This is a genomic window from Blastochloris tepida, from assembly GCF_003966715.1.
GTDB classification, from domain to species: Bacteria; Pseudomonadota; Alphaproteobacteria; order Rhizobiales; family Xanthobacteraceae; genus Blastochloris; species Blastochloris tepida.
In genome coordinates this window covers 1,783,010-1,807,393 of record NZ_AP018907.1, presented here as the reverse complement: position 1 = coordinate 1,807,393, position 24,384 = coordinate 1,783,010, and the positions used below count along the sequence as shown (strand labels likewise).

The 24,384-nt window shown below is 68.7% G+C and carries 23 protein-coding genes; 9 read left to right on the top strand and 14 right to left on the bottom strand.

What is annotated here, in order from left to right:
* Nucleotides 1-89 precede the first annotated feature (89 nt).
* From BLTE_RS08265 to peaA, 9 genes are all read right to left on the bottom strand, one after another.
* Entirely contained in the window at nt 90-1,244 is a 1,155-nt protein-coding gene (locus tag BLTE_RS08265) for an ABC transporter substrate-binding protein (protein ID WP_126399251.1), read from the bottom strand.
* A 203-nt stretch (nt 1,245-1,447) separates the two neighbouring features.
* Nucleotides 1,448-2,356 (bottom strand): LysR family transcriptional regulator, encoded by a 909-nt coding sequence (locus BLTE_RS08260; RefSeq protein WP_126399249.1) that lies wholly within the window; start codon nt 2,354-2,356, stop codon nt 1,448-1,450.
* Nucleotides 2,357-2,398: 42 nt separating this feature from the next.
* Nucleotides 2,399-3,382 (bottom strand): U32 family peptidase, encoded by a 984-nt coding sequence (locus tag BLTE_RS08255; RefSeq protein ID WP_126399247.1) that lies wholly within the window; start codon nt 3,380-3,382, stop codon nt 2,399-2,401.
* Entirely contained in the window at nt 3,379-4,248 is an 870-nt protein-coding gene (locus tag BLTE_RS08250; protein WP_126399245.1) for a hypothetical protein, read from the bottom strand. The genes BLTE_RS08255 and BLTE_RS08250 overlap by 4 nt, the downstream gene beginning before the upstream one ends.
* Nucleotides 4,245-6,575, bottom strand: coding sequence for a subtilisin-like serine protease QhpE (gene qhpE / locus BLTE_RS08245; protein WP_126399243.1), 2,331 nt, complete (start codon nt 6,573-6,575; stop codon nt 4,245-4,247). Before qhpE ends, BLTE_RS08250 begins: the two co-directional genes overlap by 4 nt.
* Before the next feature lie 5 nt (nt 6,576-6,580).
* Nucleotides 6,581-7,672 carry a quinohemoprotein amine dehydrogenase subunit beta gene (gene peaD, locus BLTE_RS08240; RefSeq protein WP_160140559.1) on the bottom strand — a complete coding sequence of 364 codons (1,092 nt, stop codon included), beginning with the start codon at nt 7,670-7,672 and terminating at the stop codon, nt 6,581-6,583.
* Between the two features lie 42 nt (nt 7,673-7,714).
* Nucleotides 7,715-8,050 carry a quinohemoprotein amine dehydrogenase subunit gamma gene (qhpC, locus tag BLTE_RS08235; protein ID WP_126399239.1) on the bottom strand — a complete coding sequence of 112 codons (336 nt, stop codon included), beginning with the start codon at nt 8,048-8,050 and terminating at the stop codon, nt 7,715-7,717.
* Entirely contained in the window at nt 8,047-9,438 is a 1,392-nt protein-coding gene (peaB, locus tag BLTE_RS08230) for a quinohemoprotein amine dehydrogenase maturation protein (RefSeq protein WP_126399237.1), read from the bottom strand. The genes qhpC and peaB overlap by 4 nt, the downstream gene beginning before the upstream one ends.
* 11 nt (nt 9,439-9,449) lie before the next feature.
* Nucleotides 9,450-11,045 (bottom strand): quinohemoprotein amine dehydrogenase subunit alpha, encoded by a 1,596-nt coding sequence (gene peaA / locus BLTE_RS08225; RefSeq protein ID WP_160140558.1) that lies wholly within the window; start codon nt 11,043-11,045, stop codon nt 9,450-9,452.
* Nucleotides 11,046-11,340: 295 nt separating this feature from the next.
* Between peaA and BLTE_RS08220 the strand changes: the two genes are divergently transcribed.
* The gene (locus BLTE_RS08220) at nt 11,341-12,375 is read left to right on the top strand and encodes an AraC family transcriptional regulator (protein WP_126399233.1); all 1,035 of its coding nucleotides are present in this window, start codon (nt 11,341-11,343) and stop codon (nt 12,373-12,375) included.
* A 36-nt stretch (nt 12,376-12,411) separates the two neighbouring features.
* Here the strand turns inward: BLTE_RS08220 and BLTE_RS08215 are convergent, their stop codons facing one another.
* A complete protein-coding gene (locus tag BLTE_RS08215; protein ID WP_126399231.1) occupies nt 12,412-13,599 on the bottom strand; it encodes an acyl-CoA dehydrogenase in 1,188 nt (395 codons plus the stop codon).
* 252 nt (nt 13,600-13,851) lie between these two features.
* On the opposite strand from BLTE_RS08215, the gene had reads away from it, so the two are divergent.
* From had to bcrD, 7 genes are read left to right on the top strand one after another with little or no spacing between them, the layout of a single operon-like run.
* Nucleotides 13,852-14,871, top strand: a complete 1,020-nt coding sequence (had, locus tag BLTE_RS08210; RefSeq protein WP_244600160.1) for a 6-hydroxycyclohex-1-ene-1-carbonyl-CoA dehydrogenase — start codon at nt 13,852-13,854, stop codon at nt 14,869-14,871.
* A gap of 26 nt (nt 14,872-14,897) precedes the next feature.
* Nucleotides 14,898-16,034 carry a 6-oxocyclohex-1-ene-1-carbonyl-CoA hydratase gene (gene oah, locus BLTE_RS08205; protein WP_126399227.1) on the top strand — a complete coding sequence of 379 codons (1,137 nt, stop codon included), beginning with the start codon at nt 14,898-14,900 and terminating at the stop codon, nt 16,032-16,034.
* A complete protein-coding gene (locus BLTE_RS08200) occupies nt 16,031-16,801 on the top strand; it encodes a cyclohexa-1,5-dienecarbonyl-CoA hydratase (RefSeq protein ID WP_126399225.1) in 771 nt (256 codons plus the stop codon). The genes oah and BLTE_RS08200 overlap by 4 nt, the downstream gene beginning before the upstream one ends.
* A gap of 3 nt (nt 16,802-16,804) precedes the next feature.
* On the top strand, nt 16,805-17,998 hold the full coding sequence (gene bcrC, locus BLTE_RS08195) for a benzoyl-CoA reductase subunit C (RefSeq protein ID WP_126399223.1): 1,194 nt from the start codon (nt 16,805-16,807) through the stop codon (nt 17,996-17,998).
* A 3-nt stretch (nt 17,999-18,001) separates the two neighbouring features.
* Nucleotides 18,002-19,285 carry a benzoyl-CoA reductase subunit B gene (gene bcrB, locus BLTE_RS08190; protein ID WP_126399221.1) on the top strand — a complete coding sequence of 428 codons (1,284 nt, stop codon included), beginning with the start codon at nt 18,002-18,004 and terminating at the stop codon, nt 19,283-19,285.
* Between the two features lie 12 nt (nt 19,286-19,297).
* Entirely contained in the window at nt 19,298-20,590 is a 1,293-nt protein-coding gene (gene bcrA, locus BLTE_RS08185) for a benzoyl-CoA reductase subunit A (protein ID WP_126399219.1), read from the top strand.
* Between the two features lie 18 nt (nt 20,591-20,608).
* Entirely contained in the window at nt 20,609-21,451 is an 843-nt protein-coding gene (gene bcrD, locus BLTE_RS08180; protein WP_126399217.1) for a benzoyl-CoA reductase subunit D, read from the top strand.
* 137 nt (nt 21,452-21,588) lie between these two features.
* On the opposite strand, the gene BLTE_RS08175 is transcribed toward bcrD, so the two are convergent.
* The gene (locus BLTE_RS08175) at nt 21,589-22,089 is read right to left on the bottom strand and encodes a GNAT family N-acetyltransferase (RefSeq protein ID WP_126399215.1); all 501 of its coding nucleotides are present in this window, start codon (nt 22,087-22,089) and stop codon (nt 21,589-21,591) included.
* 8 nt (nt 22,090-22,097) lie between these two features.
* Nucleotides 22,098-22,565, bottom strand: coding sequence for a GNAT family N-acetyltransferase (locus BLTE_RS08170; protein WP_126399213.1), 468 nt, complete (start codon nt 22,563-22,565; stop codon nt 22,098-22,100).
* A gap of 161 nt (nt 22,566-22,726) precedes the next feature.
* On the opposite strand from BLTE_RS08170, the gene fabG reads away from it, so the two are divergent.
* Complete coding sequence (gene fabG, locus BLTE_RS08165; RefSeq protein ID WP_244600159.1) at nt 22,727-23,431, top strand: 3-oxoacyl-ACP reductase FabG; 705 nt, start codon at nt 22,727-22,729, stop codon at nt 23,429-23,431.
* 10 nt (nt 23,432-23,441) lie between these two features.
* On the opposite strand, the gene BLTE_RS08160 is transcribed toward fabG, so the two are convergent.
* Nucleotides 23,442-23,891, bottom strand: coding sequence for an Rrf2 family transcriptional regulator (locus BLTE_RS08160; RefSeq protein WP_126399209.1), 450 nt, complete (start codon nt 23,889-23,891; stop codon nt 23,442-23,444).
* Nucleotides 23,888-24,370 carry a GNAT family N-acetyltransferase gene (locus BLTE_RS08155; RefSeq protein WP_126399207.1) on the bottom strand — a complete coding sequence of 161 codons (483 nt, stop codon included), beginning with the start codon at nt 24,368-24,370 and terminating at the stop codon, nt 23,888-23,890. Before BLTE_RS08155 ends, BLTE_RS08160 begins: the two co-directional genes overlap by 4 nt.
* Between the last annotated feature and the right edge of the window lie 14 nt (nt 24,371-24,384).

The window sequence follows — 24,384 nt, the reverse complement described above, 5'->3', positions numbered from 1 at the left end:
CTGCGGCGGGGGAGCTTGGGGGAGGCACGAGCAACTCCGTCGACGTCGTGGGAGAGGTGCGGGACGGCGAGGCCGCCCCGCAACGCGCGTCAGCGTCCGCCGAGGATGGCGATGTAGTCGGAAACCCAGCGGCTGTAGGGCACGCAGCCTTCGGCCTTGCTGCACTTGGCGACCGGGGTGCGCCAGAACGAGATGCGCGAGAAGCTCTCCGCACCGTTGGTCTTGCAGCCTTCCTCGCCCAGCAGTTCGTTGCCCTTGCAGGCGTCGGGCACTGCCGGCACCGAGCCGAACCACGCGGCGACGTCGCCCTGCACCTTCGGCGACAGCGAGTGCTCCATCCACATGTAGGCGCAGTTGGGGTGCGGGGCGTCGACGTGCATCATGGTGGTGTCGGCCCAGCCGGTGGCGCCTTCCTCCGGAATGGTGGAGGCGATGGGCCGCTTGTTGGAGATCAGCAGATTGACCTGGAACGGCCACGCCGAGGAGGCCACCACGCCCTCATTGGTGAAGTCGTCGACCTGCTTCATGGCGTCGTGCCAATAGCGCTGCACCAGCTTCTTCTGGCCGCGCAGCAGCTCCAGGGCGGCGGCGTACTGCGTCTCATTGAGCTCGTAGGGATCGTCGATGCCGAGCTCGGGTCGGGTCTTCTTGAGGTAGAGCGCGGCGTCGGCGATGTAGATCGGCCCGTCATAGGCCTGGATGCGGCCGGCATTGGGCTTGCCGTCGGGCAGGGTCTGGGGCTCGAACACCACGTTCCAGCTCTTGGGCGCCTCCTTGAACACCGAGGTGTCGTACATCAGCACATTGGCGCCCCACTGATAGGGCGTGCCGTAGTGGACGCCGTTCACGGTGTGCCAGGGCGCCGACTGCAGGCGTGCGTCGACGGTGTTCCAGGAGGGAATGAGCGAGGTGTCGATCGGGCGCACCCGCTTGCCGGCGACGAGGCGCAGCGAGGCGTCGCCGGAGGCGGTGACGAGGTCGAAGCCGCCCTCGTTCATCAGCGACACCATCTCGTCCGAGGTGCCGGCGACCTTCACCCGCACCTTGCACTGGGTCTTCTTCTCGAACTCGGTGACCCAGTCATAGGCCTTGTCGGTGTCGCCGCGCTCGATGTAGCCGGCCCAGGCGACGATATCGACGGCACCCTCGCCGGGGCCGAGGCTGGCGGCCGAGGCGGCGGGGGTGAGGAGACAGACGGCGGTGCTGGCGAGCACAACGCTCAGACAGGACGGATCGGCTGACATCGGAAACCCTCTCTCGCTCGAAGCCCCGCCGAGGATGGTCCATCGCGGGCGGGCCCTATGGAGAAAGGTTGCCGTACCGAGGCGCGGTCGGACAAATTCAATCTTCTGGAAAGCCTCTTCGGAAATTCCGATATCATAGTGATGAAATTCGGATCATGCCGCAGTGCGGCGATCCGCATTGCGCCGCTCTTGGACGTCGCCTCTTACCGTCCGCGGCCCCCTCTTTGTCCGCCCGCGACGTCCAAAAACCGGCGGGTTGCCGGGCTGATGCCCGATCCGCGCCGCCAAACCACCGCTGCCTTGATCTTGGGCAATTCGGCCTCGATGTCGCGGGCCTCCAGCCGCCGCCCGTCCAGCGACCACGACCGGAACACCAGATCGGGCAGCACGGTCAGCCCGATTCCGCCGGCGACCAGCGACCGCACCGCCTCCACCGAGCCGGTGCGAAACACCACATTGGGCCGCAGCCGCGCTCCCCGCCACATGCGGTCGGTGGCGGCCTGGATCTCGTCGACGGCCAGAGCCACCAGCGGCTGCTCGGCAAGATCGGCCAGCGCGATCGAAGCGTGGCCCGCCAGCGGGTGGGCGAGCGGCAGCCACACCCGGTAGCCGTATTCGTCGAGCACCTGGGTCGACAGCGCCTCCGGGTCGGACAGCGAGGACACGATCACCAGTGCGACGTCGATCTCGCCATTGAGCAGCAGGTGCTCCAGATAGTCGTGGGTGTCCTCGACGATCTGCACCGCGATCGATGGGAAGGCACGGCGAAAGCGCGCCAGCACCTCCGGCAGCACGTAGCCCGCCACCAGCGCGGTGACGCCGATGACGATGCGCCCGGACGTGATGGGGAAATCGGCGAGCAGCGCCCGCCTGGCATCGGCGACGTCCAGCCAGATGCGCTCGGCGTGGCGAAGGAACAACTGGCCCTTGTAGGTGATATGGACGCCGCGGGCGTGGCGCTCGATCAGCTTCACGCCGAGGTCGGCCTCCAGATCCTTGATCGCCTCGGTGATGGTCGACTGCGATGTCGACAGCCGGCTGGCCGCGCCGGAAACCGTGCCGGCCTCGGCGACGGCGATGAAATACTGAATCTGGCGGAACGAGAACGACATGCAACGCCGCGGAGGCCGAGGTCTGCCCGGTCGGTGAAGGCTTCAGCGGTAATAGCACATGTAGCCGGTGTCGCAGAGGTCGGGGCGGTGGCGCAGATCGCGTGCCAGCCCCTGCGCCGCCGCCTCGCCCTCGCCGAGGCTGAGACGCGTGCGCTGCACCATCTCGACGCTGCGCAGCTTGCGGGCGAGGGGGCCTTCGCGCCCCGCGATCTTCACCGCCGCGACGCCGCCGGCCGCAAGCTGCGGCAGCGCGCACAGCCCGCACGGGCCGAACGGGTAGCCCTCTTCGGTGACGGAGAAGCCGCAGCTGAAGCGATACCACAGCCATTCGCGGTATTTCGCGTCATTGGCCGCCAGCATCGCCGCCTCTGCCTCCGACAGCGCCGCGCCGTCGGCGCGGGCATGCTCGATCTGGTGGTTGTCGAGGCAGATCGGCCCGCCCAGCCGCCCGGGCAGATGGATGGTGTGGCACTGGCCTTCCTCGAACACGCAGCCGTCATTGAGGATGAACGCCTCGAACTCGATGCCGGGGGTGGCGGCGACGAGAGCCGTGATCTCGGCGACCGTGAGGTCGCGCGGCAGCACCACGCGATGGGCGCCGAGCTCGCGATAGAGCGCCGCCGCCTCCTTGTTGCGGCATGACAATAGCGAGCTGACGTGGAGCCGCAGCGTGAGCCCGTGCCCGGCCAGCAGCGCCAAGATGCCGATATCGCCGACGATCAGCGCCTCGCCGCCCAGCGCCTGGAAGCATTCGGCAAGGTCGAGCAGCGCGCCGGCCTGGGGCCCGCTGTAATGCGGCGCGTTCATCACCAGCGACACCCGGCAGCCGTGATCCCTGGCCCGCCGCACCACCTCCGCCAGCTCGTCCTCGCCCGAGAGATTGCCGAAGATGCGGCGGTTGGCGCCGGCCGAGCCGAACCGCTCCACCCACGAGCGTGGCACCAGGCCGCAATAGATCTCGTCGGCGCCGGCCTCGGCCAGCGGCACGACTTCGGCGGCGGAACTGACCGGCGCGACGATCCTCAATGCCAGTCTCCCGAAAGAATGATGCGGTCGATGGTGCCGGCACGCGCCGCGTCCAGCACCGCAGCGGCCATTGCCGGGCTGTGGTGATAGAGCATGGCGGTGCCACGCATCCGCGTCTCGAGGTCGGTGGTGGCCTGCGGCCGCGCGAGCGCCGCGGTATAGGTGAGGCACTCGCGCGAGCAGCCGAAGCTTGGTGCGAATTTCGCGGCATCGTTCTGGTGCAGCGCGCCGATGCGGCAGGTGCGGCCCTTGGTGGCGATGCCGAACGGAGCATGCACGCCGACCGGCAGCCTTCCGCCGGCAAAGTCGGCGGCGGTGGCGAAGGGCGCTGCGTCCATCTCGATGCGCTGCACGCCGAGCCGGGCCAGAACCGCGCCGAAGGGCGCGGCGTGGATGCCGTGCGGATAGAGCCGCGCCCATTCCGCCGAGGGCAGGCGGGGGTCCTTGACCATCTTGCACAGCATCCGCCCGGCCACCGGCACCAGCGCCGGAAACTCCGCGGCCAGGAGGTGCAGCGTGCCCCAATCATTGGCCACCGCCTCGGTGCCGGCCGGCAGCAGGTGAAGCAGCGCGCGCAGCGTGCCGAGCGCGGCGTCGGCCATCAGCGGGCTCGCCAGCGACACGCCGAGCCCGCGGCTGGCGGCGAACGCCAGGGCGGCCTCCAGCAGCGCGCGTGACGGCAGCAGGCGCTCGCAGCACTCCGGGCCGACATGAAGGCGGGCGATCGTCCGGTCGGCGAGGGCGCCGTCGAACGGCGCATGCCGCCAGCCCAGGGCCGCGCCGCAGCCGGCGACGGTCAGGGCCGGCAAAGCTGCGAGCCTCTCGACGTGGCGCAGATCGACCAGGGCCAAGGCGATGTCGGTCATCGGGCGATCTCCGGCCGGCGCTGCGGCCCGTGATGGCTGGCGCGCTCGGCCAGCCGGTCGAGCGCAGCGGTGGCGGACAGGTCCGGAGCTTCGGTGAGGATCGCCGCCAGCGCCGCCGAGACGCGGGCGGCGGCGATGCTGGCACCGGCAGGGCCCGCACCCTGGGGGCCAGCGTTGCGCGGGCTGGCGCCGAACGCGGCGCGTCCGGTGCCGATGAAGGCGATCTCCGCGCCCTGGCAGCGCGCGTCGCCGGTGACCCGCACCACGCCGGGATAAGCCGCCGGATATACGGTGGGGCCGATGGCGGGCACCGAGGCCACCAGCAGCACGTTCTTGGCCACGGCGCGGGCACAGGCCTCGCGCAGCACCGCGCGGTCGGTGGTGAGGCCGATGCTCAGATTGACCACCCGCGCGCCCTTCTCCACCAGCCAGTCGAGCGCCGCCGCCACCGCGGCCGGGGTGGCGGCGCGGTCGTCGAACACCTGCGCCAGCAGCAGTGGCGCCCGCGTCGTCTGGCGGATGATGTCGGCCACCGCGGTGCCGTGGCCGAGCCGGTCGGGCCCCGGCTCGGTCATCGCGACAGCCTCGCCGTCAATGGTGAAGCGGGCCGCTGCCGCCAGCGGCTGCGAGGCGCCGCTGTCGACCAGCCCGACCGAGACCGGAGCCGTGGCGCGGGCGATGTCGCGTTGCAGGGTCAGTACCACGTCGGCATTGGCGAGGGCCTCGGGGTGATGCGACACTACGATGCGGGTGCGGTCGGCGAACAGCGTGTCGATCGCGGCGATGATGCGGCGGGCGGTGGTGGCATCCACCGCCGAGGTCGCCTCGTCCAATACCAGCACCAGCGGATCCTGCAGCAAGGCGCGGGCGATGGCGAGGCGCTGGCGCTGGCCGCCCGACAGGGTGGCGCCGCGCTCGCCGATGCGGCTGTCGAGGCCGTGCGGAAGCTGGTCGGCGAAGGCGCTGACCTCGGCGAGGTCGGCGGCGCGGCGCACCGCGGCGTCATCGGCGCTCGGATTGGCGTAGCGGATGTTGTCGGCGAACGTGCCCGCCAGCAGCGGCGCATCCTGGGACACCACCGCAATGCGCCGCCGCAGAGTGGCGAGCGGCAGGTGCCTGAGGTCGATGCCGTCGAGCAGGATGCGCCCGGCGGTGGGGTCGTAGTGGCGGTGCAGGAGGTCGATCAGCGTGCTCTTGCCGGCGCCCGACGCGCCGGTGACCGCGACCTTGGCGCCGCCCGGAATGACGGCGGCGACATTGTCCAGCACGACCGGCGCGGACGGTCCATAGGCGAAGCCGATCTGCTCAAGGGTCAGAGCGCCCTGCGCTTTGGCCGGCAGGCTGAGAGGCGAGGCGGGATCGCTGACCGCGGCCGGCTCGGCGAGGATCTCGCCGACGCGGCCGAAGCTGACGGCGGCGCGGCGCCACGCCAGCGGCAGGCCGATCAGGGTGTTCGCCGGTCCCGCGGCGCGCGCCATGTAGGTGACGAAGGCCACCAGCGTGCCGACCGTGAGCTGATCCTCCATCACCATCGCGCCGCCGGCCAGGAACACCAGCGCCGTCGCCACGCCGCCGATCAGTCCCGGCAGGCCGCCGGCCAGCGCGCTGGTGATCTCCAGCCGGCGCAGATCGCCGAGCAGGCCCTGGTGCAGCCCGTCGAGCCGCGTCCGCTCGCGGGCCTCGGCGCCGGCCGACTGCACCAGCTTCATCGCGCCCAGCGTCTCGATGAAGAAGGACGAGATCGCGCCGGTGCGCTCGCGCAAGGCGCGCGTTTGCCGCTCGACGCGCGGGCGCAGCGCCCGCACCACGGCAAGCTGCGCCGGCACCGCCACCACCGCCACCAGCAGCAGGGCCGGGCTCAGCATCGCCATCATCGCGACGAGGCCGATCAGCGCGAGCGTGCCGGTGGTGGCGGCGAGCAGGGTGTCGATCAGGAAGCGCTGCACCTCGGCAAGGTCGCCGTCCACCCGCGTCATCAGATCGCCGAGGGGGCGGGCGGCGAAGAAGCGCGGCGGCAGGCATTGCAGATGGGCGAGCAACGTCTCGCGCAAAGCAAACAGCGTGCGCGCTGAAACCGTGACGTAGTGCCAGCGGTTGAAGGCGGCGAGGGCGGTGCCGGCCAGCGCCGCGCCCAGCATCAGGGCGCAGCAGCCGACCACCACCGAGGTGTTGCGGCCGAGCAGGCCGTCGTCGATGAGGGCGCGGGTGAGGTAGGGCGGCGCCAGCCCGAGCGCGGTGGTGGCGAGTGCGGTCGCCAGCACCAGCGCCAGCCGGCGCCGGTGCGGAGCGACGAAACGCAGCAGCCAATCCGGCCCGGGCGACGACACGCTGCTCACCGGTTGATGACGCGGACCCAGGACAGGCTCTGGTCGCCGCCGCCGGGCAGCTTGACCTCGCCGAGCTTCTCCAGCGTCTCGCTGGAATAGATGCCGATGTCGTCCATGGTGCCGCCGACATACACCTCGCGGCCGTCGCCGGAGATGTTGACGGTGTAGTAGGTGTGCGGCAGATCGATCCGCTTCACCAGCGCGCCGCCGGCGAGGTCGATCTTGGCGAGCGTGGTGTAGACCGCGAACGCCTCATCGCGCTTCTTCGGGTTGACCACGGCGGAGAAGATCACCTTGGTGGTGTCCTCGAACTCCTTCATGCGCATCTCGCCGCTGGCGAGGTCGAGCGTCACCATGCCGTTCTTCATCGGGCCCGGTGCTGCGGAATCGCCGCCGGCACTCGCCACCGTGTAGGGGTTGATGAATACCTTGGCCTGCTCGAACTGGTTCCAGACACCGAACACGTCGGGTTCGGCAAAGCCGGGACGCGGCAGGTGCGTCACCTTCTTCACCTCCAGCTCGCGGCCGTCCTTCGGGTCGATGACGTGGATGTCCCAACTGACGCAATAGAGCTTGCTGCCGTCGGTGGAGCGCAGCAGCGTGGTGGTGCGGCGCGGCACCGGCAGGGTGCGGACCGGCTTCGCCTCCAGCCCGGCATCGGTGCGGTAGACGGCGATGTGCGGCTCCTGAACGGTGTATTCGTTGCGGCCGATCTCGGTGGGCAGCAGCAGGACGTAGAGCTCGCGACCGTCGGCGCTCACCTCCATCCCGAAGGTGTTGCGCACCCGTAGCGCACCGGAGGAGAAATCGGCGTGGAACACCTCCTTGCCGCTGTCGAGGTCGATGCCGACCACGCTGCCCCAGTGGTTGGTCACCGCATAGACGATGCGGTTGTCCGGCGACGGCACGATGCCGAGCACCGCGCCGGGGCCGGCAATGTCGTAGGTGCGGGTGACCTTGCGGGCGGCGGGATCGATCATCACCAGCGTGTTGGGCCTGGTGGAGGTGAGCAGATATTCCTTGGCGCTGGCGCTGCCGTCGACCAGCGGCGACAGCATCAGGGCAGCGAGGAGCAGACGAAGGGAACAGCGGCGCATCGGTCGGTCTTCCGGCTTGAGGGTGGTCTGCGGGCGCGGCATTTACTTCTCCGGAAACACGACGTTGAGCTTGCGCCAGTCGCGCTGCGCCGACGGCGCGTCGGCCGTCCAGTTGGGGTGGGTGTTGATGGTGTCGGGCACCTGCGCCGGCCACCAGCAGGGATCGGCGCAGCCATAGAGATCGGCTTCCATCGGCTGGCACAGTGCCGCGACGCCGCCGAACGGGTCGACCTCCCAGCCGGGGTCGAAGGTGCTGGCGCAGCCGGCGACCGACTGCATCGGCCGCACTTCCGCCGCCTTGCCTTCGCCGGCCGGATCGGCGTCGGCGGCGCGCTCGATGGCGTGTGCTGTCTTGTTGATCGGCTTGATATGCTTCATCGTGCTGCCCTCCGCGGCTGGTTGTTGGCGGCGAAGAACGCGGGATTCCTCGCCATGATGTCGGCGGTGACGCCGATGCCGAACCGGATCCAGTCGCGCATCAGCGTGCAGTAGTGGTCGGTGGGACGGAACAGGTCGCCGTAGCGCGACTGTGATTCGTGGTAGCAGCCGCCGGCGCACACCGGACGGGCGATGCAGCCGGCACAGCCCTCGGCGCGCGCCTGGGCGCGGGCGACGAACGCCGTCACGGCTTCCGTATCGATGCCGGCATCGAGCGTGCCGAACGACGGGACTTCGCTGTCGCCGACGAAGCGGTGGCAGAGGTGCAGCGTGCCCTCGGCGTCCGCCGCCAGCATCTGCGTGCCGGCGCCGCACGGCAGCGCCCGCGTCATGCCCCGGTTGAGCGCCGTCACCAGATTGGCGAGGTTGCCGAAGCCGAGGTCGCGGCCCTCGATGGCGGCATCGCGCCACCGGAGGCCCAGCGCCTTGAAGCCGTCGAACACGATGGCGAGTTCGTCGTCGCTGAGCCGGAATTCCGCCGGCGTGCCGGCGGTGACCGGCGCGAAGCCGATCTCGTCGAAGCCCAGCTCGTCGTGCAGATAGGCGTGGATCGTCGCAACGTCGGTGCAGCCGGCGGCGAGGGTAACGCGGGCCCCGGCGCGCCGGGCGCGCGGGCGGGCCAGGAGCCGCCGGGCGCCGGCCGCGGCCAGCGCGTGGCTGCCCTGGCCGCCACGGGTGCGGCGGTGGCGGTCGTGCAGCGCCGCCGGGCCGTCGAGGCTGACGGTGATGCCGACCCGGTGCGCATCGAGGAAGTCGATGGTGGCGTCGTCGAGCAGGGTGCCGTTGGTGGTCAGCGAGAAGTCCACCTTCTTGCCGGCGGCGGCCGTCGCCGCCTCGGCATAGGCGATGGTGGCGCGGATCACCGGCATTTCGAGCAGCGGCTCGCCGCCGAAGAACGTCACCGTCACCTTCGGCGCCTTGCCGGAGGCGCGCAGAAGCAGGTCGACCGCCTGCGCCGCGCGCCCCGGCGTCATCCGCCGGGCCGCCGCCGGGTTCGACAGGTCGTGCTTGTAGCAATAGTCGCAGGCGAGGTTGCAGCCGCTGGTGAGCGCCAGCACCAGGGTGGTGAGCGGGGCGGTGGCGGCCGGCGCCGTCACCGCCGGCCGGTCCAGCCGCTGAAGCTCGTCGAGCGCGGTCGCAATCTCGCTGGGCGGGAAGCGGCCATCGAGCTGCCGGGCGAGGGAGGCCGGTGCGGCGCCCTCACGCAGCAGGTCGAGCACCGCCCCCGTCACGGCGTCCGCTTCGAACAGGGCGGCGGTCGGGGTGTGGAACAACAGGCGGCGCCCGTTGCCCACCACCTCGTGCAGAGTTCCGGAGTGCTGGAACATCGCCCGCGTCCTCAGCGCACCGGCGCGTCGTTCCAGCGCTGCACCGTGACGATCAGCTGGCCGGTTCCCTCCACCGTGCCCGCGCCGTCCTTCACCGCTGCCGTCACCTTCAGGTTGGCGGCGTTGTTGGTGCTGTAGATTCGGGCCGGGTTGGGACCGGCGCCGCCCGGCGTGAACAGGCCGGTGTCGTCGATCTTGCCGCCGAATTTCAGGTCTTCCATCGCCGCGGCCTCGGCGTCGAAATCGGCGAGGCTCCAGGCCGCCGGCATCACGCCGATGCGCACGTCGTCGGCGGTTCCGGTCTTGCCGTCGGGACCGGCGAGGAAGCCGATCGCCTCGAACTGCGCCGGAACCGGCGGGACCGGGCCGCCATTGCCGCCGACGCGGGCGACGGTGTAGGCGGGCTCCACCTGCACCGCCGCCACCTTGTCGTAGACCACCAGCGCGTCGGCCTGACGGGTGCTGCCGACCGCGACGGCATGGGCGCCGATGCCGGCGGCCGCCGTGGCCTCGGCCAGCACCGTCACGCTGTCGGCGGATGCCGACTCGACCTTGCGGACGGTGATGCCCGGCCCGAGATCGACATTGCCCTTGAGATCGGTGCCGACGACGGTGAGCTTGGTGGTCTGCCCGGCCTTCAGATAGCCCGGCTGCACCGCCAGGATCTGCGGCTTGCCGCTGCGCACAGCGACCAGATCGCCGCCCGTGACGGCGTCATTGGCGAACCAGCGGCCTTCCAGCCGGCTGCCGTCGGCGGAGAGGCGGAATACCTCGCGCACCGGCTGGCCGTCGAGCTTGACGCTGCCGCGCCACTCATAGCCGGTGTACACGACCGCCTCGCCCTCGCTGTCCAGCACGGTACCGTCCTGCAGCACCAGATGATGGCGCACGCTGTAGCGGTCGTCGCCGATGCGGGCGACGGTGAGCGTGCCCTGATAGTCGCCCTTGCCGGGGCGATGGCCGGCCACGCGCCACGTGCCGCTGAGGTCGGCGGGTTTGTGCGTCTGCCACTCGGTCCAGGCGGCGGAATTGAGCGGCCATTTGGCGGCGAGCCGCTTCGGAAGCTCGGTGGTGGCGACGTGCCACCAGTCGCGATCGCGGCTGAAGGCGTGGTATTCGAGCGTCGGCCACTGGCCGACGTGGGTGTGCACCAGCTTCAGCCACTCGTCGGCATCGCGACGCTGCAGGCCGACGCGGGCATAGGTGTGGCAGCGGGCGCAGAAGGTGCCGAGCTCGGCGTCGTCGATCTCCTCGACATGGCCGGGGCGGCGCTCCAGCACCGCGCGGAACGGCTCGGCCTCCGTCGGCGCGAGGCCCTGGGTGTCGGAGAGATACTTGACCAGGGTGCGCTGCTGCTCGGCGGTGAGGGCGACCTCGTGCCACTGCTGCATGCGGTGGAGCGTCAACTCCCAGCCCTCGGGCGACTTGCGGACGGCGTTGAGACGCGGGCGGGTGCCATCAGGGCGCTGCTCGTGGCAGCTGCCGCATTTGTTTTCGATCAGGGCGGCGATGGCCGCATCGGGGGCGGCGGTGGCGGCGGTGGCGAGGCCGGCAATCATCCCGCCGCCGAGCAGGGCGGCACAGGCGTGTGCGGCGCGACGCTTCATGGGTGCGGAACGGGCGGGCTTATCGGAAAGGTCGGTCATGGCTGCCTGTGCTGTCTGAAAAGGGCGGCTGCCGCAGCGGAAGCGGTGAACGGGTTGGCTCGAAGGGCGAGGGCCTGTCCGAGGGCGGAGGTTTGCCGGAAGGTCCGCGATCCATCCGGAATGGGCCGAAGAATGCCGAGCCGGCGGCGGCTGTTCCTGGCGCTTCGCGCCAAAGATTTGACAAAACGCGCCAAAAATCCCATTTTCTGATCAAATATTTACGCTGCCTATTTGATAGGCAAAGAGGCTGATTTCCGTGCATTTCCCGCAACTCGAAGCCGACAGGGTGCGCGCCTCGGTGTTGTGGCCGGTGACGCAGGTGCTGGCGTCGCATGGGGAAGCCGGCCAGGCGCTGCTGCGCGACTTCGGGGCCGATCCGGCCCAATTGGCCGATCCCTACGGATCGGTGCCGCTGGCGCGCTATGTCGCGCTGTTCGAGGCGGCGGCGCTGCTCAGCGGCGAGTCGACGCTGGGGCTGCGGCTGGGGCGCGAACTCTGTCCGACCACGCTCGGGCCGATGGGCGTGCTGGCGGTGCACCAGCCGACGCTCCGACAGGCGTTGCGCTGCATGCAGACGTATCTGGCGACCCTGCAGGGCGGCACCCAGCTTGAGCTGCTGGAGGAGCATACCGTCGCACTCTTCGCCTATCAGATCCGCAACAGCGCGATCTGGCCGCGCCGGCAGGATGCCGAGTTCAGCATGGCGGCGATCTGCACGCTGACGCGGATGATGCTCGGGACGCAGTGGCGGCCGCTGGAGGTGCATTTCGAGCACGGCGACAGCGGCAACGCCCGCGCCCTGCAGGGCTTCTTCAGGAGCGGCCTGCGCTTCGGCGAAGCGGTCAACCGGCTGGTGTTCCGGCGTGCCGACCTCGACAATCTCTGCCGCACCAGCGCCGCCGCCTTGCCCGCCCGCCAATTGCTGCCGTTCGTGGCGCGCGACCTGGACTTTCTGATGCGCGCGATGCCGCCGCAGGATCTGGTCGAGCGGGTGACCACGGTGCTGCATCGCCGGCTTGGGCGCGAGGAGGTGTCGCTGCAGGCGATCGCCGCCGAGCTGGGACTGTCGTCACGCACCCTGCAGCGCGCGCTGGCCGATCGCGGCACCTCGCTGCGCACCCTGCTGCGGCGGGAGCGGGAACGGCAGGCGGCGTCGCTCATTCAGGAAGGCTGGATGGGCGGCGCGATGATCGCCCAGGAGCTCGGCTACGCCGACGCCAGCTGCTTCAGCCGTGCCTTTCGCACCTGGACCGGCCAGACGGCGCGCACGCGCCGCCGCGCGCCGAAATGACGGCCTCGCCGCGCCGGCGGGATGCCGGGCTTCGCATCATCCGGCGAAGGCGCTGAGCCCGGTGATCGCCCGCCCCAGAATCAAGGCGTGGACGTCGTGCGTGCCTTCATAGGTGTTGACGGCTTCCAGGTTCATGGCGTGGCGGATGACGTGGAACTCGTCCGAGATGCCGTTGCCGCCGTGCATGTCGCGGGCGATGCGGGCGATTTCCAGCGCCTTGCCGCAATTGTTGCGCTTGAGCAGCGAGATCATCTCCGGCGCCATCTTGCCCTCGTCGAACAGCCGCCCCAGCCTGAGGCAGGCGGTGAGCCCGAGCGTGATCTCGGTCTGCATGTTGGCGAGCTTGAGCTGGATGAGCTGGTTGGCGGCCAGCGGCCGGCCGAACTGCTTGCGGTCGAGCGTGTATTGCCGCGCGGCGTGGAAGCAGAACTCGGCGGCGCCGAGCACGCCCCAGGCGATGCCGAAGCGGGCGCGGTTGAGACAGCCGAACGGGCCCTTGAGGCCGGTGACGTTGGGCAGGAGATTGTCGTCGGGCACGAACACCTGGTCCATCACGATCTCGCCGGTGGCCGAGGCGCGCAGCGAGAACTTGCCCTCGATCTTCGGCGCCGACAGCCCCTTCATGCCCTTGTCGAGTATGAAGCCGCGGATGACGCCCTCGTCGTCCTTCGCCCACACCACGAACACGTCGGCGATCGGCGAATTGGTGATCCACATCTTGGTGCCGTTGAGCAGCCAGCCGCCATCGGTCTTGCGGGCGCGGGTGCGCATGCCGCCGGGGTCGGAGCCGGCGTCGGGCTCGGTCAGGCCGAAGCAGCCGATCCATTCGCCGCTGGCAAGCATCGGCAGATATTTCCGCCGCTGCGCCTCCGAGCCGTAGGCGAAGATCGGATACATCACCAGGGATGACTGCACGCTCATCGCCGAGCGGTAGCCCGAATCGACCCGCTCAACCTCGCGGGCGATCAGGCCGTAGCTGACGTAATTGGTGCCGGCGCCGCCATACTCCTCGCTCAGGGTGGGACCGAGGAAGCCGAGCGCGCCCATCTCGGTCATCACCTCGCGGTCGAAGGTCTCGTGCCGGTTGGCCGCGAGAATGCGCGGCATGAGCTTGTCCTGGCAGTAGTCGCGGGCGCTGTCGCGCACCAGCCGCTCATCCTCGCTCAGGCAGGCGTCGAACAGCAGGGGATCGTCCCACAGGAAGCGGCTCTGGTCGGCGGACATCGACGTTTCTCCGGTCGGTTATTTACGCATTATAGTACGAAAATACATTTATCCGTGCCATGGCCGTACCGGCGCGTCAAGGCGACCAAGGGCCGATTTGTCGCGCCGGAGGGGCGTCTTGACAAAAGCGCATTATGGTACGCTAATGCAACAATAACGCTGCGGCCTCGAAGCCAGCGGCACGGGAAGACCGGGGGGAGAGACATGTCCAACGCGCCCTATCGATGGGTGATGACGGCCGCAGGCGAGCCCATGGCACGGGAGCCCCTGGTGCTGGCGCCGCCGGCGGCCGGGCAGGTGGTGGTGGAGGTCGCGGGCTGCGGCGTCTGCCACACCGACCTCGGCTTCTACTATGACGGCGTGCGCACCAACCACGCCCTGCCGCTGACGCTGGGCCACGAGATCAGCGGCCGCGTGGTCCAGGCCGGCGCCGGGGCCGAATCCTGGCTCGGCCGGGCGGTGATCGTGCCGGCGGTGATCCCGTGCGGGGAATGCGATCTCTGCAAGCGCGGCAAGGGCACCATCTGCGCTGCGCAAATGATGCCGGGCAACGACATCGATGGCGGCTTCGCCAGCCACATCGTCGTGCCGGCGAAAGGCCTGTGCCCGGTGGACGAGGCGCGGCTTGCTGCCGCCGGCCTGGAACTTGCCGACGTCTCGGTGGTCGCCGATGCCGTCACCACGCCCTATCAGGCGGTGGTGCAGGCCGGCGTCCGCCCCGGCACGCTGTGCATCGTCATCGGCACCGGCGGCGTCGGCGGCTACTGCGTGCAGATCGCCGCGGCGTTCGGCGGCACGGTGGTGGCGATCGACGTCGATCCGGCGAAGCTCGAAACGATCGGCCGTTTCGGTGCCGCCAAGACCATCAATGCCCGCGAGGCGGACCCGAAGACCCTCAAGAAGGACATCACCGCCTTCGCCAAGGAGCGCGGACTTTCGACGCGCGAATGGGCGATCTTCGAGTGCTCCGGCACTGCGGCCGGGCAGGGCACCGCCTGGAACCTGCTGGTGCACGGCGCGACGCTGGCGGTGGTCGGCTTCACCATGGACAAGGTCGAGGTGCGGCTGTCGAATTTGATGGCGTTCCACGCCTCGGCTCTCGGCAATTGGGGATGCCCGCCGGAGCTCTATCCCGGCGCGCTCGATCTGGTGCTCGACCGCAGGATCGAGCTTGCGGCCTTCATCGAACGCCGCCCGCTCGACACCATCAATCAGGTCTTTGCCGAAGCCCACGCCCACAAGCTGACGCGGCGCGCCATCCTGGTGCCGTGACCAATCAAGACGAACGAGGGGAAGACATGCCCGCAACCAGCGCCGCCCGCGACAGCCTCGCTCCGCCCGATCTCAAGGACCACAATCTCGTTGCCGACATCGCCGCGCCCGGCGTGATCTACGAGAAGCGCCCGGCCCGCACGCCGGACGGCAAGGTGGTGCCCGGGCTGTTCAATGCCTGGATCACCCTCAACAATCCGGCGCAGTTCAACTCCTACACCACCGAGATGGTGAAGGGCACCATCCTGGCCTTCCGCGCCGCCTCCAACGCCCGCGACGTGGTGGCGGTGGTGTTCACCGGTGCCGGCGACAAGGCGTTCTGCACCGGCGGCAACACCAAGGAATACGCCGAATACTACGCCGGCAATCCCCAGGAATACCGGCAGTACATGCGCCTGTTCAACGACATGGTGTCGGCCATCCTCGGCTGCGACAAGCCGGTGATCTGCCGCGTCAACGGCATGCGCATCGGCGGCGGCCAGGAGATCGGCATGGCCTGCGACTTCACCGTCGCGCAGGACATGGCGCGCTTCGGCCAGGCCGGCCCCAAGCACGGCTCCGCGCCGATCGGCGGCGCCACCGATTTCCTGCCGGTGATGATCGGCTGCGAGATGGCGATGGTGTCGGGCTCGCTGTGCGAGCCGTGGTCGGCGCACAAGGCCTATCGCGTCGGCATGATCACCGACATTGTGCCGGCGCTGAAGGTCGACGGCGAATTCGTCGCCAACCCGCTGGTGATCACCGACCGTTGGCTCGACGCCTACGGCCGCATCATTCACGGCGAGCCGAAGAGCGGGGCCGAGCTTGCCGCCGGCAAGGAGGTTCTGAAGAAGGGCACCGTCGATCTGTCGCTGCTCGACGCCAAGGTCGAGGAGCTGTGCGCGAAGATTCTGCTCACCTTCCCCGACTGCTTCACCAAGACCATCGAGGAATTGCGCAAGCCCAAGATCGACGCCTGGAACGCCAACAAGGAAAACAGCCGCGCCTGGCTGGCGCTCAACATGATGACGGAGGCGCGCGCCGGCTTCCGCGCCTTCAACGAGGGTACCAAGGAGGATCGCGAGATCGATTTCATCGCGCTGCGTCAGGCGCTTGCCGCCGGCACGCCGTGGACCGATGAGCTGACCGAGAGCCTGCTGCCCAAGGCGAGGGCGGCACGATGAGCGACGAGCCGCTGAAGGTCTGGCGCGACCGCGACGGCGCCCTGCTGCGGCTGCGGCTGGCGCGGCCCAAGGCCAACATCGTCGATGCCGCGATGATCGCTGCCCTCGACGCCGCGCTGGCGGAGAACCTCGGCGATCCCCGCCTCAAGGCGGTGCTGATCGACCATGAGGGGCCGCACTTCAGCTTCGGCGCCAGCGTGCAGGAGCATCTGCCGGGCCAGTTCGAGGCGATGCTCAAGGGCTTCCACGCACTGATCGTGCGCCTCGTCTCGTCGCCGGTGCCGGTGCTGGTGGCGGTGCGCGGCCAATGCCTCGGCGGCGGCATGGAGGTGGCGATCGCTGGCAATCTGATCTTCGCCGCGCCGGACGCCAAGTTCGGCCAGCCCGAGATCCAGCTCGGCGTGTTCGCGCCGCCGGCCTCGTGCATCCTGCCCGAGCGCATCGCCCGCGGCGCAGCCGAGGCGATCCTGGTCTCCGGCCAGCCGATCGCGGCCGAGGAAGCCGCACGCATCGGCCTCGTCCATGCCGTGTCGGATGATCCCGAACAGGCGGCGCTCGACTGGTTCGATCACGGGCTCAAGGCGCTCAGCCCGTCCTCGCTACGCATCGCCGTGCGCGCGGCGCGATTCGATTTCGTCGAGCGGGTGACAGCCAAGCTCGCCGCCGTCGAGCAGCTCTATCTCGGCGAGCTGATGTCCAGCCACGATGCCGTCGAAGGCCTCAACGCCTTCCTGGAGAAGCGTCCGGCCAAATGGGAGGCCTGCTGAGCGATGAACGCGATCGTTGATACGGCGACTGCGCCGACCTCCACCGCCGAGATCATCGCCCACTGCCAGGCGATGTTCGACGACCTCGACTTCACCGCCGCCCGCGCCTGGAAGAACGCGGTGCCGGGGCGCAAGGTGGTCGGTTTTCTGCCGGTCTATGCGCCGCTGGAGCTGATCCATGCCGCGGGCTGCCTGCCGCTCGGCCTGTTCGGCGGCGGCGACCGCATGGAGGTGATCCACGGCGATGCCTATTACCAGAGCTATATCTGCCGCATCCCGCGCTCGACCGTCGAGCTTGGTGTCACCGGGCGGCTCGATTTCGTCGACGGCATGATCTTCCCGTTCGTGTGCGACGTCATCCGCAACCTGTCGGGAATGTGGAAGATCATGTTCCCGAACGTGTGGTCGAAGTTCTTCGACACGCCGCAGAACTTCGATCCCGAGATCGGCGGCCGCTATTACGCCGCCGAGTTGCAGGAGCTGCGCGAAGGGCTGCAAACGCTCACCGGCCGCACCATTTCCGACGACGACATCCGCCGCTCGATCGCGCTCTACAACGACAACCGCCGGCTGGTGCGCGCGGTCTACGACTTCCGGGCCCGCACGCCGTGGAAGGCGCCGACCTCGGAAGTGTACCTGCTGATGCGCGCCGGCCTGATGATGGACGTGGAGGAGCACAACCGGCTGCTCGCCGCCTATCTCGCCGCGGCCGACGCCGAGGACCGGCCGAAGCGCGACAATGTACGCATCGCTGTCTATGGCTCGTTCTGCGAGCAGCCGCCGCTGAACCTGATCAAGTCGGTGGAGATGGCCGGCTGCTATGTGGTCGAGGACGACTACGCACTGGTCAACCGCTTCCTCACCCAGGACGTGCCGACGGACGGCGACCCCATCGAGGCGCTGGCGAACGCCTACCTCAAGCATTCTGTCGAGACCTCCTGCAAATACGTGCCGCGCGAGGAGGACAAGGGCAAGTTCCACATCGAGCAGGTGAAGAAGGCCCGCGCCGAGGGCGTGATCTATGCCACGCCGAGCTTCTGCGATCCGGCGCTGCTCGACCGGCCGATGATCTGCCGCCGCCTCACCGAAGCGGGCATCCCGCACATCGCCTTCAAGTACGCCGAGAACTCCGGACAGATGCAGCCGATCCGCGAGCAGGCCGGCACGTTCGCCGATTCCATCAAGCTGTGGAGCTGAGACATGAGCGAGGTCGTCAAGGAACCGTCGATGCTCCTGCAGAAGGAGATGATCGCGAAGAACTACGACGCCATCACCTCGAAGCACCACACCGGGCGCAAGGTGTCGTCGACCTTCGTGCCGGGCAATCTCAACGAGCTCCTTCTGTCGTTCGGCATCCTCAACAATCTGCCGGAGATCAACGCCATCCAGAACGGCATGCGCAAGCTGTCGGGCGACTACATCCTGGAAGCTGAGAAATCCGGCCACTCGGAGGACGTCTGCACCTATGTGAAGGCCGACATCGGCATGATGGGCAAGGGCAACGTCGCGCCGAACGGCAAGCCGTTTCCGGATCCGGACGTGCTGCTGCTCTCCTACACCGGCTGCTACACCTTCATGAAGTGGTTCGAGCTGCTGCGCGAGGAGTACAAGTGCCCGACGCTGATGCTGCACGTGCCCTATGAAGGCGACGGCCATTCGACGAAGAACATGCGCGACTACATCGTGCGCCAGCTCAAGGAGGTCATCATTCCCGGCCTTGAGCAGGTGTCGGGCGTCAAGTTCGACATCGACCGGCTGCGCGAGGCGCTGCGCAATTCGGCCAAGGCCGAGGACGATCTGGTGTGGGTGCTGGAGCAGGGCAAGCGCACGCCCTCGCCGATCGACGCCTATTTCGGCGGCGTCTATTACATCGGCCCGATCTTCACCGCCTTCCGCGGCACGGCCGAGGCGATCGCCTACTATCAGGCGCTGCGCCAGGAAGTGCAGGCGCGCGTCGATGCCGGGCAGGGGCCGGTGACGCCGGACGGCTCGAACTTCACCGACCAGAAATACCGGCTGGTGGTGGAGGGCCCGCCCAACTGGACCAGCTTCCGCGAGTTCTGGAAGATGTTCTATGACGAGGGCGCGGTGGTGGTGGCCTCAAGCTACACCAAGGTCGGCGGCATGTACGACCTGGGCTTCCGCCACGACCCCGATCATCCGCTGGAGAGCCTCGCCGACTATTGCCTCGGCTGCTACACCAACCGCAACCTGCCGACGCGCGTCGACATCCTGACGAAATATGTCGAGGACTATCAGGCCGACGGGCTGCTGATCAACTCGATCAAGAGCTGTAACAGCTTCTCCGCCGGCCAGTTGATGATCATGAAGGAGGTCGAGCGGCGAACCGGCAAGCCCGGCGCCTTCATCGAGACCGACCTCGTCGATCCGCGCTACTTCTCGGCGGCAAACGTCAAGAACCGCCTGGAGAGCTATTTCCAGATGATCGAGCAGAAGCGCCGCGGCGCCGCCCGCGCGGCGTGAGGGGAGGGGCACATGCGCTGCTTCATCGGTATCGACCTCGGCTCGACCACCACCAAGGCTGTGGTGATGGACGAGAACCTCGACGTGCTCGGGCGCGGCATCACCAATTCGCGCTCCAATTACGACACTGCCGCCGCGGTCTCCAAGCAGGAGGCGCTGATCGATGCGCGCCTCACGCTGTTCCGCCGCGCGCTGGGCGGCGTGCCGGCGGTGGCGGGTGAGGTCGACGCCATCCTGGCCGACCTCGAGCGCAACTTCCGCCACATCCAGTTTCTGGAACAGCTCGACGATCTGGAGCGCACCGCGATCGCCAACATCAAGGGACCGCGTTATGCCGGCCGCGAGCGGGCGGTGGTCGAGGTGCTGGAGGAGACGTTCCGCCGCCTGCGGGCGCAATCGGCGGCGCTGTTCCAGCCCGGCGCGCGGAGGAAGTCCGATTTCTTCCGCGATCTCGCCGGTTCCGACTTCATGCAGGTCGGCGAGGCGGTATGCCGCGAGGCGGGGATCGGCTTCGATTCCATCCTCAACGTCTACGACAAGTCGATCCTCGAAGTGGAGAACCGTCCCCCCGCCGGCGACATGGAGGGCAAGTTCATCCGGGCGCTGGAGAAGGGCACCATGGATGCCGGCGCGATCGCCGAACCGGTGCGCGCGGCGCTGGCCATTCCGCTGGAGGAAACCTACGTCGTCGGCACCGGCTATGGCCGGGTGCGGCTGCCGTTCCCGAAGGAGCACATCCGCTCGGAGATCCTGTGCCACGGGCTCGGCGCCCACATGATGTATCCCGGCACGCGCACGGTGCTCGACATCGGCGGCCAGGACACCAAGGGCATCCAGGTCGATGGTGCCGGCATCGTCGAGAACTTCCAGATGAACGACCGCTGTGCCGCCGGCTGCGGCCGTTATCTCGGCTACATCGCCGACGAGATGAACATGGGCCTGCACGAATTGGGGCCGCTGGCGATGGCCTCCACCAAGCAGGTGCGCATCAACTCCACCTGCACGGTGTTTGCCGGCGCCGAGCTGCGCGACCGGCTGGCGCTGGGCGAGAAGCGCGAGGACATCCTGGCCGGTCTGCACCGCGCCATCATCCTGCGCGCCATGTCGATCCTGTCGCGCGCCGGCGGCGTCAAGGATCAGTTCACCTTCACCGGCGGCGTCGCCAAGAACGAGGCGGCGGTGCGCGAGCTGCGGAAGCTGATCAAGGAGAATTACGGCGACGTGCAGATCAACATCAATCCGGACTCGATCTACACCGGCGCCTTGGGCGCCGCCACCTTCGCGGTGCGCGCGGTGGTCAACTGAGCAAGCGGGACAGCCGACATGAGCGAGATCATCACCGCAGGCATCGACATCGGCTCGGGCTGCGTCAAGACGGTGCTGTTCCGGGTGAACGGCGACAATATCGAGTGGCTCGATAAGGAAACCGCCCGCATCCGCAATCGCGATCCGTTCCAGCTTGCGGACGAGATCTATGATGCGATGCTGAAGCGCGCGGGGATTGCCCGGTCGGAGGTCGCCTATGTCGCTTCCACCGGCGATGCCGAGGCGTTGCGCTTCGCCACCGGCCATTTCTATTCGATGACGACGCACGGCCGCGGCGCGGTGTTCCTCAATCCGGAGGCGCGCGCGGTGCTGGACATCGGCGCGCTCAACGGCCGGGCGATCAAGGTCGATGGCAGCGGCAAGGTGCTGAGCTACAAGATGACCAGCCAGTGCGCGTCGGGCTCCGGCCAGTTCCTGGAGAACATCGCGCGCTATCTCGGCATCGCCCAGGACGAGATCGGCACGCTGTCGCAGGCTGCCGACAATCCGGAAAAGGTGTCCTCGATCTGCGCGGTGCTGGCGGAAACCGACGTCATCAACATGGTGTCGCGCGGCATCTCGGCCTCCAACATCCTCAAGGGCATCCATGTCTCGATGGCGGCGCGCCTCGCCAAGCTCCTGAAATCGATCGGCGCCCGCGATGGCGTGGTGCAGATGACCGGCGGGCTCGCGCTCGACGCCGGTTTGGTCGATGCGCTGAGCGAGGCGCTGGCGCAGGAGAAGGTCGGCCTAGTGGTGTCGAGCCACCCGGACGCGATCCATGCCGGCGCCATCGGTGCCGCGCTGTGGGGTGCGTTTCGCTTCGAGAAGCTGTCGCGGCTTGAATCGCTGGCGGCCTGACGCCAAAGCGGACTTTGGACAAGGCTGCGCAGGTGCGAACCTGCGCAGCCTTCTGCTTTGCGGTGATGGGCACACAAAAAAAGGGTGGCCAGAACAGCGTTCCGGCCACCGAAGGAGGAGCCCGCGACGGCGAACGGTCAGAGTTTGCGCTGGAAGCTCAGACGCTGGGCCGGCTGGAAGCCGGAGCGCTCGAAAAAGGCGAGAAGCGGCAGGGCGTTCCACTCCACCCGCGTGTAGAGCGTCTCGACATTGAGCGATCGCAGATTTGCGAGAAGCTGGCTGATCAGCGCCGCGCCGACGCCGCGCTGGTGATGCTCGGGTGCGACGCCGATGGTGTCGAGCACGGCGGCGGGCATGGTGCGCCCGTATTCGCCGAAATCGACGCGCGCCATGGCGAAGCCGGCGAACACGCCATCGACTTCCGCGACGAGCGAGATGCGCACGCCGCTCTCCTCCAGCATCTCGGTCAGCTTGCCGTGATAGTAGGCGGGGCGGGCGGTGCCGGTGAGCTTGCGGTCGATGTCGATGATCGCCGGCAGGTCGGCTTCGGTCATCGACCGCACGGGGATGCGGTCGCGCGCCAGCGCCTCGATGTCGTCGCTGGAGGCATCGCTGAAATCGGTCTCGAGCATGGTCATGTGCGGCCTCAGTACTCGGTGGCGGCGCGGCAGGGACGGTGCAGCACGAGCTGCGGCGCGAGCTGGAAGCCGGCGCGGGCAAAGAACGCCACCATGTCCTGCTCGGTCCAATCCGCCTCGGAGCGGATCTCGGCGACGCCGCGGCGGCGCAGCTCGGCTTCCAGCGCGGCGATCAGGGCCGCGCCGACGCCGGTGCCGCGCAGATCGTGGCGGGTGGCGATGGCATCGATCACCGCGGTGCGCGCCCGCCCGCCATATTCGCCGTCCAGCACGTGCGCGGAGACGAAGCCGGCAACGCCGCCGGCCTCCACCGCCACCAGCCAGGCGAAGCGCTCGGGATGGGCCGCAAGGCTGGCGTAGCGCTTGTGGAAGAAGCCCCGGCGCGACTGGCCGCTGGCGTGCTGGTCGAGCGCGATCACCGCTTCGATGTCGCCAGCCTCGATCGATCGGACCTCGATGGTGCTCCCCACAGTCATCCCCCCGCTTGAAAACAATATTAAGGTACGCTAATGCGTAAATACGGGAAGTCAAGCTGCGGCGGGGGGATATGACGGGTGTTCCGGACTTGGACGTTGCGGCCCCGGGCTTTGGTTCCCCGGACGTTGCAGCCCCTGACGCGCGGGCTTCGACCGCGCCGGTGTGGAATTTCGCGGGGCGCACCGCCGTCGTGACGGGCGGCGGCCGTGGCATCGGCCGCGCCATCGCCGAGGGGCTGAAGGCCGGCGGCGCGCGCGTCCACGTGTTTGATCGGGCGGCCGAGCCGGACCTCCCTGGCATCGATCTGCACGCCGTTGACGTCGCCGACTCCGCGTCGGTGGCGGCGGCGCTGAAGGAACTCGGGGCGGGCGTCGATCTCCTGGTCAACAATGCCGGCATCACCCGCGACCGCACCATCGCCCGGATGTCGGATGACGAATGGCAGGCGGTGCTCGACGTCAATTTGACCGGCGCCTTCAACATGGTCCGGGCGGTCGGGCCGGGCATGATGGCGGCGGGCTTCGGCCGCATCGTCAATGTGGTGTCGATCAACGGCCTGCGCGGCAAGTTCGGCCAGGCCAACTACGCCGCTTCGAAGGCCGGGCTGGTGGCGCTGACCAAGACCGCGGCGCGCGAGTTCGGCCCGCGCGGCGTCACCGTCAATGCCGTGGCGCCGGGCATGGTGCTGACCGAGATGACGCTTAAGCTCGCCGAGGAGCATCGCCAGAAGGCGCTGGACGAAAGCGTGCTGAAGCGTCTGCCCGGTGTCGAGGATATCGCGGCTGCGGTGCTGTTCCTGCTGTCCGGGCACGCCGCCTTCATCACCGGGCAGGTGCTGAAGGTCGATGCCGGCCAGTACATCTGAGGCGAATGGCTCAGCGTGCGCCGGCGGCCTTGCGCTGTGTGGCGCCCTCGGCCGGCGTGCGGCGGACGAGCTTGAGCATGGTGTCGACGGTGATCGACGACAGCGTGGCGCGGGTCGAGTCCTCGATCTCGTTCAGCACCTGCCGCAACGCCTGTCCTTCGCGGGTGTCGTCGCCGGCTTCGCGGGCGCCGGCAGCGGTCGGGCCGATCGGCTCAAAGATGGCGATGATGTCGAGCAGGTTCAGCCGCTTGGCGTTGCCGCAGAAGCGATAGCCGCCGCCGACGCCGCGGGAGGCCTCGACCATCCCGGCCCGGCCCAGCGTACGCAGCACCTTGGCGAGGTGATTCGGTGACAGCTCATACTTGTCGGCAATCTCCGCCGCGGACATCTGGCGGTCCGGCTGCGAGGCGAGTTCGAGAATCGCGAACAGCGCGTGCCGCGTGGCGATCTGCAGCTTCATTCGTCGAGATCCTTCTCCAGCTCGACGAAGGGGCCTGCCATCATGCCCTGGCTGCGGAAGAACGACAGGATGAGCTGGGAGTCGCGCGCGATCATGGTCCGCACCTTGGTCACGCCGGCATCGCGGAACCGCGCGCAGACCGCATCGAACAGCCGGCTGCCGATCGACGCGAGCCGCGCATCCGGCTCCACCGTGATCGCGAAGATCCAGCCGCACGGCGCCGAGCCGAACTCCCAGGCGCGAATCTCGCCGACGATGAAGCCGATCAGCCGGGCTTCGCACTTGGCGACCAGGAAAACCTGTGTCGGCGGATCGGCCTTGGCGCCCTCGAACAGGCGGTTCCAGTAGTCGGGTTTCGCCGTGCCGGTGATCCGCGCGTCGAGCTTCGTCACATGCACGAGATCGTCGGCCGTGACCGGGCCGATGGAGACGTTCTCAATGAGGGTGGTGGCAGCCGGAGCGGCTTTGTGGCGCGGCATTCTTCGCTGTCGTT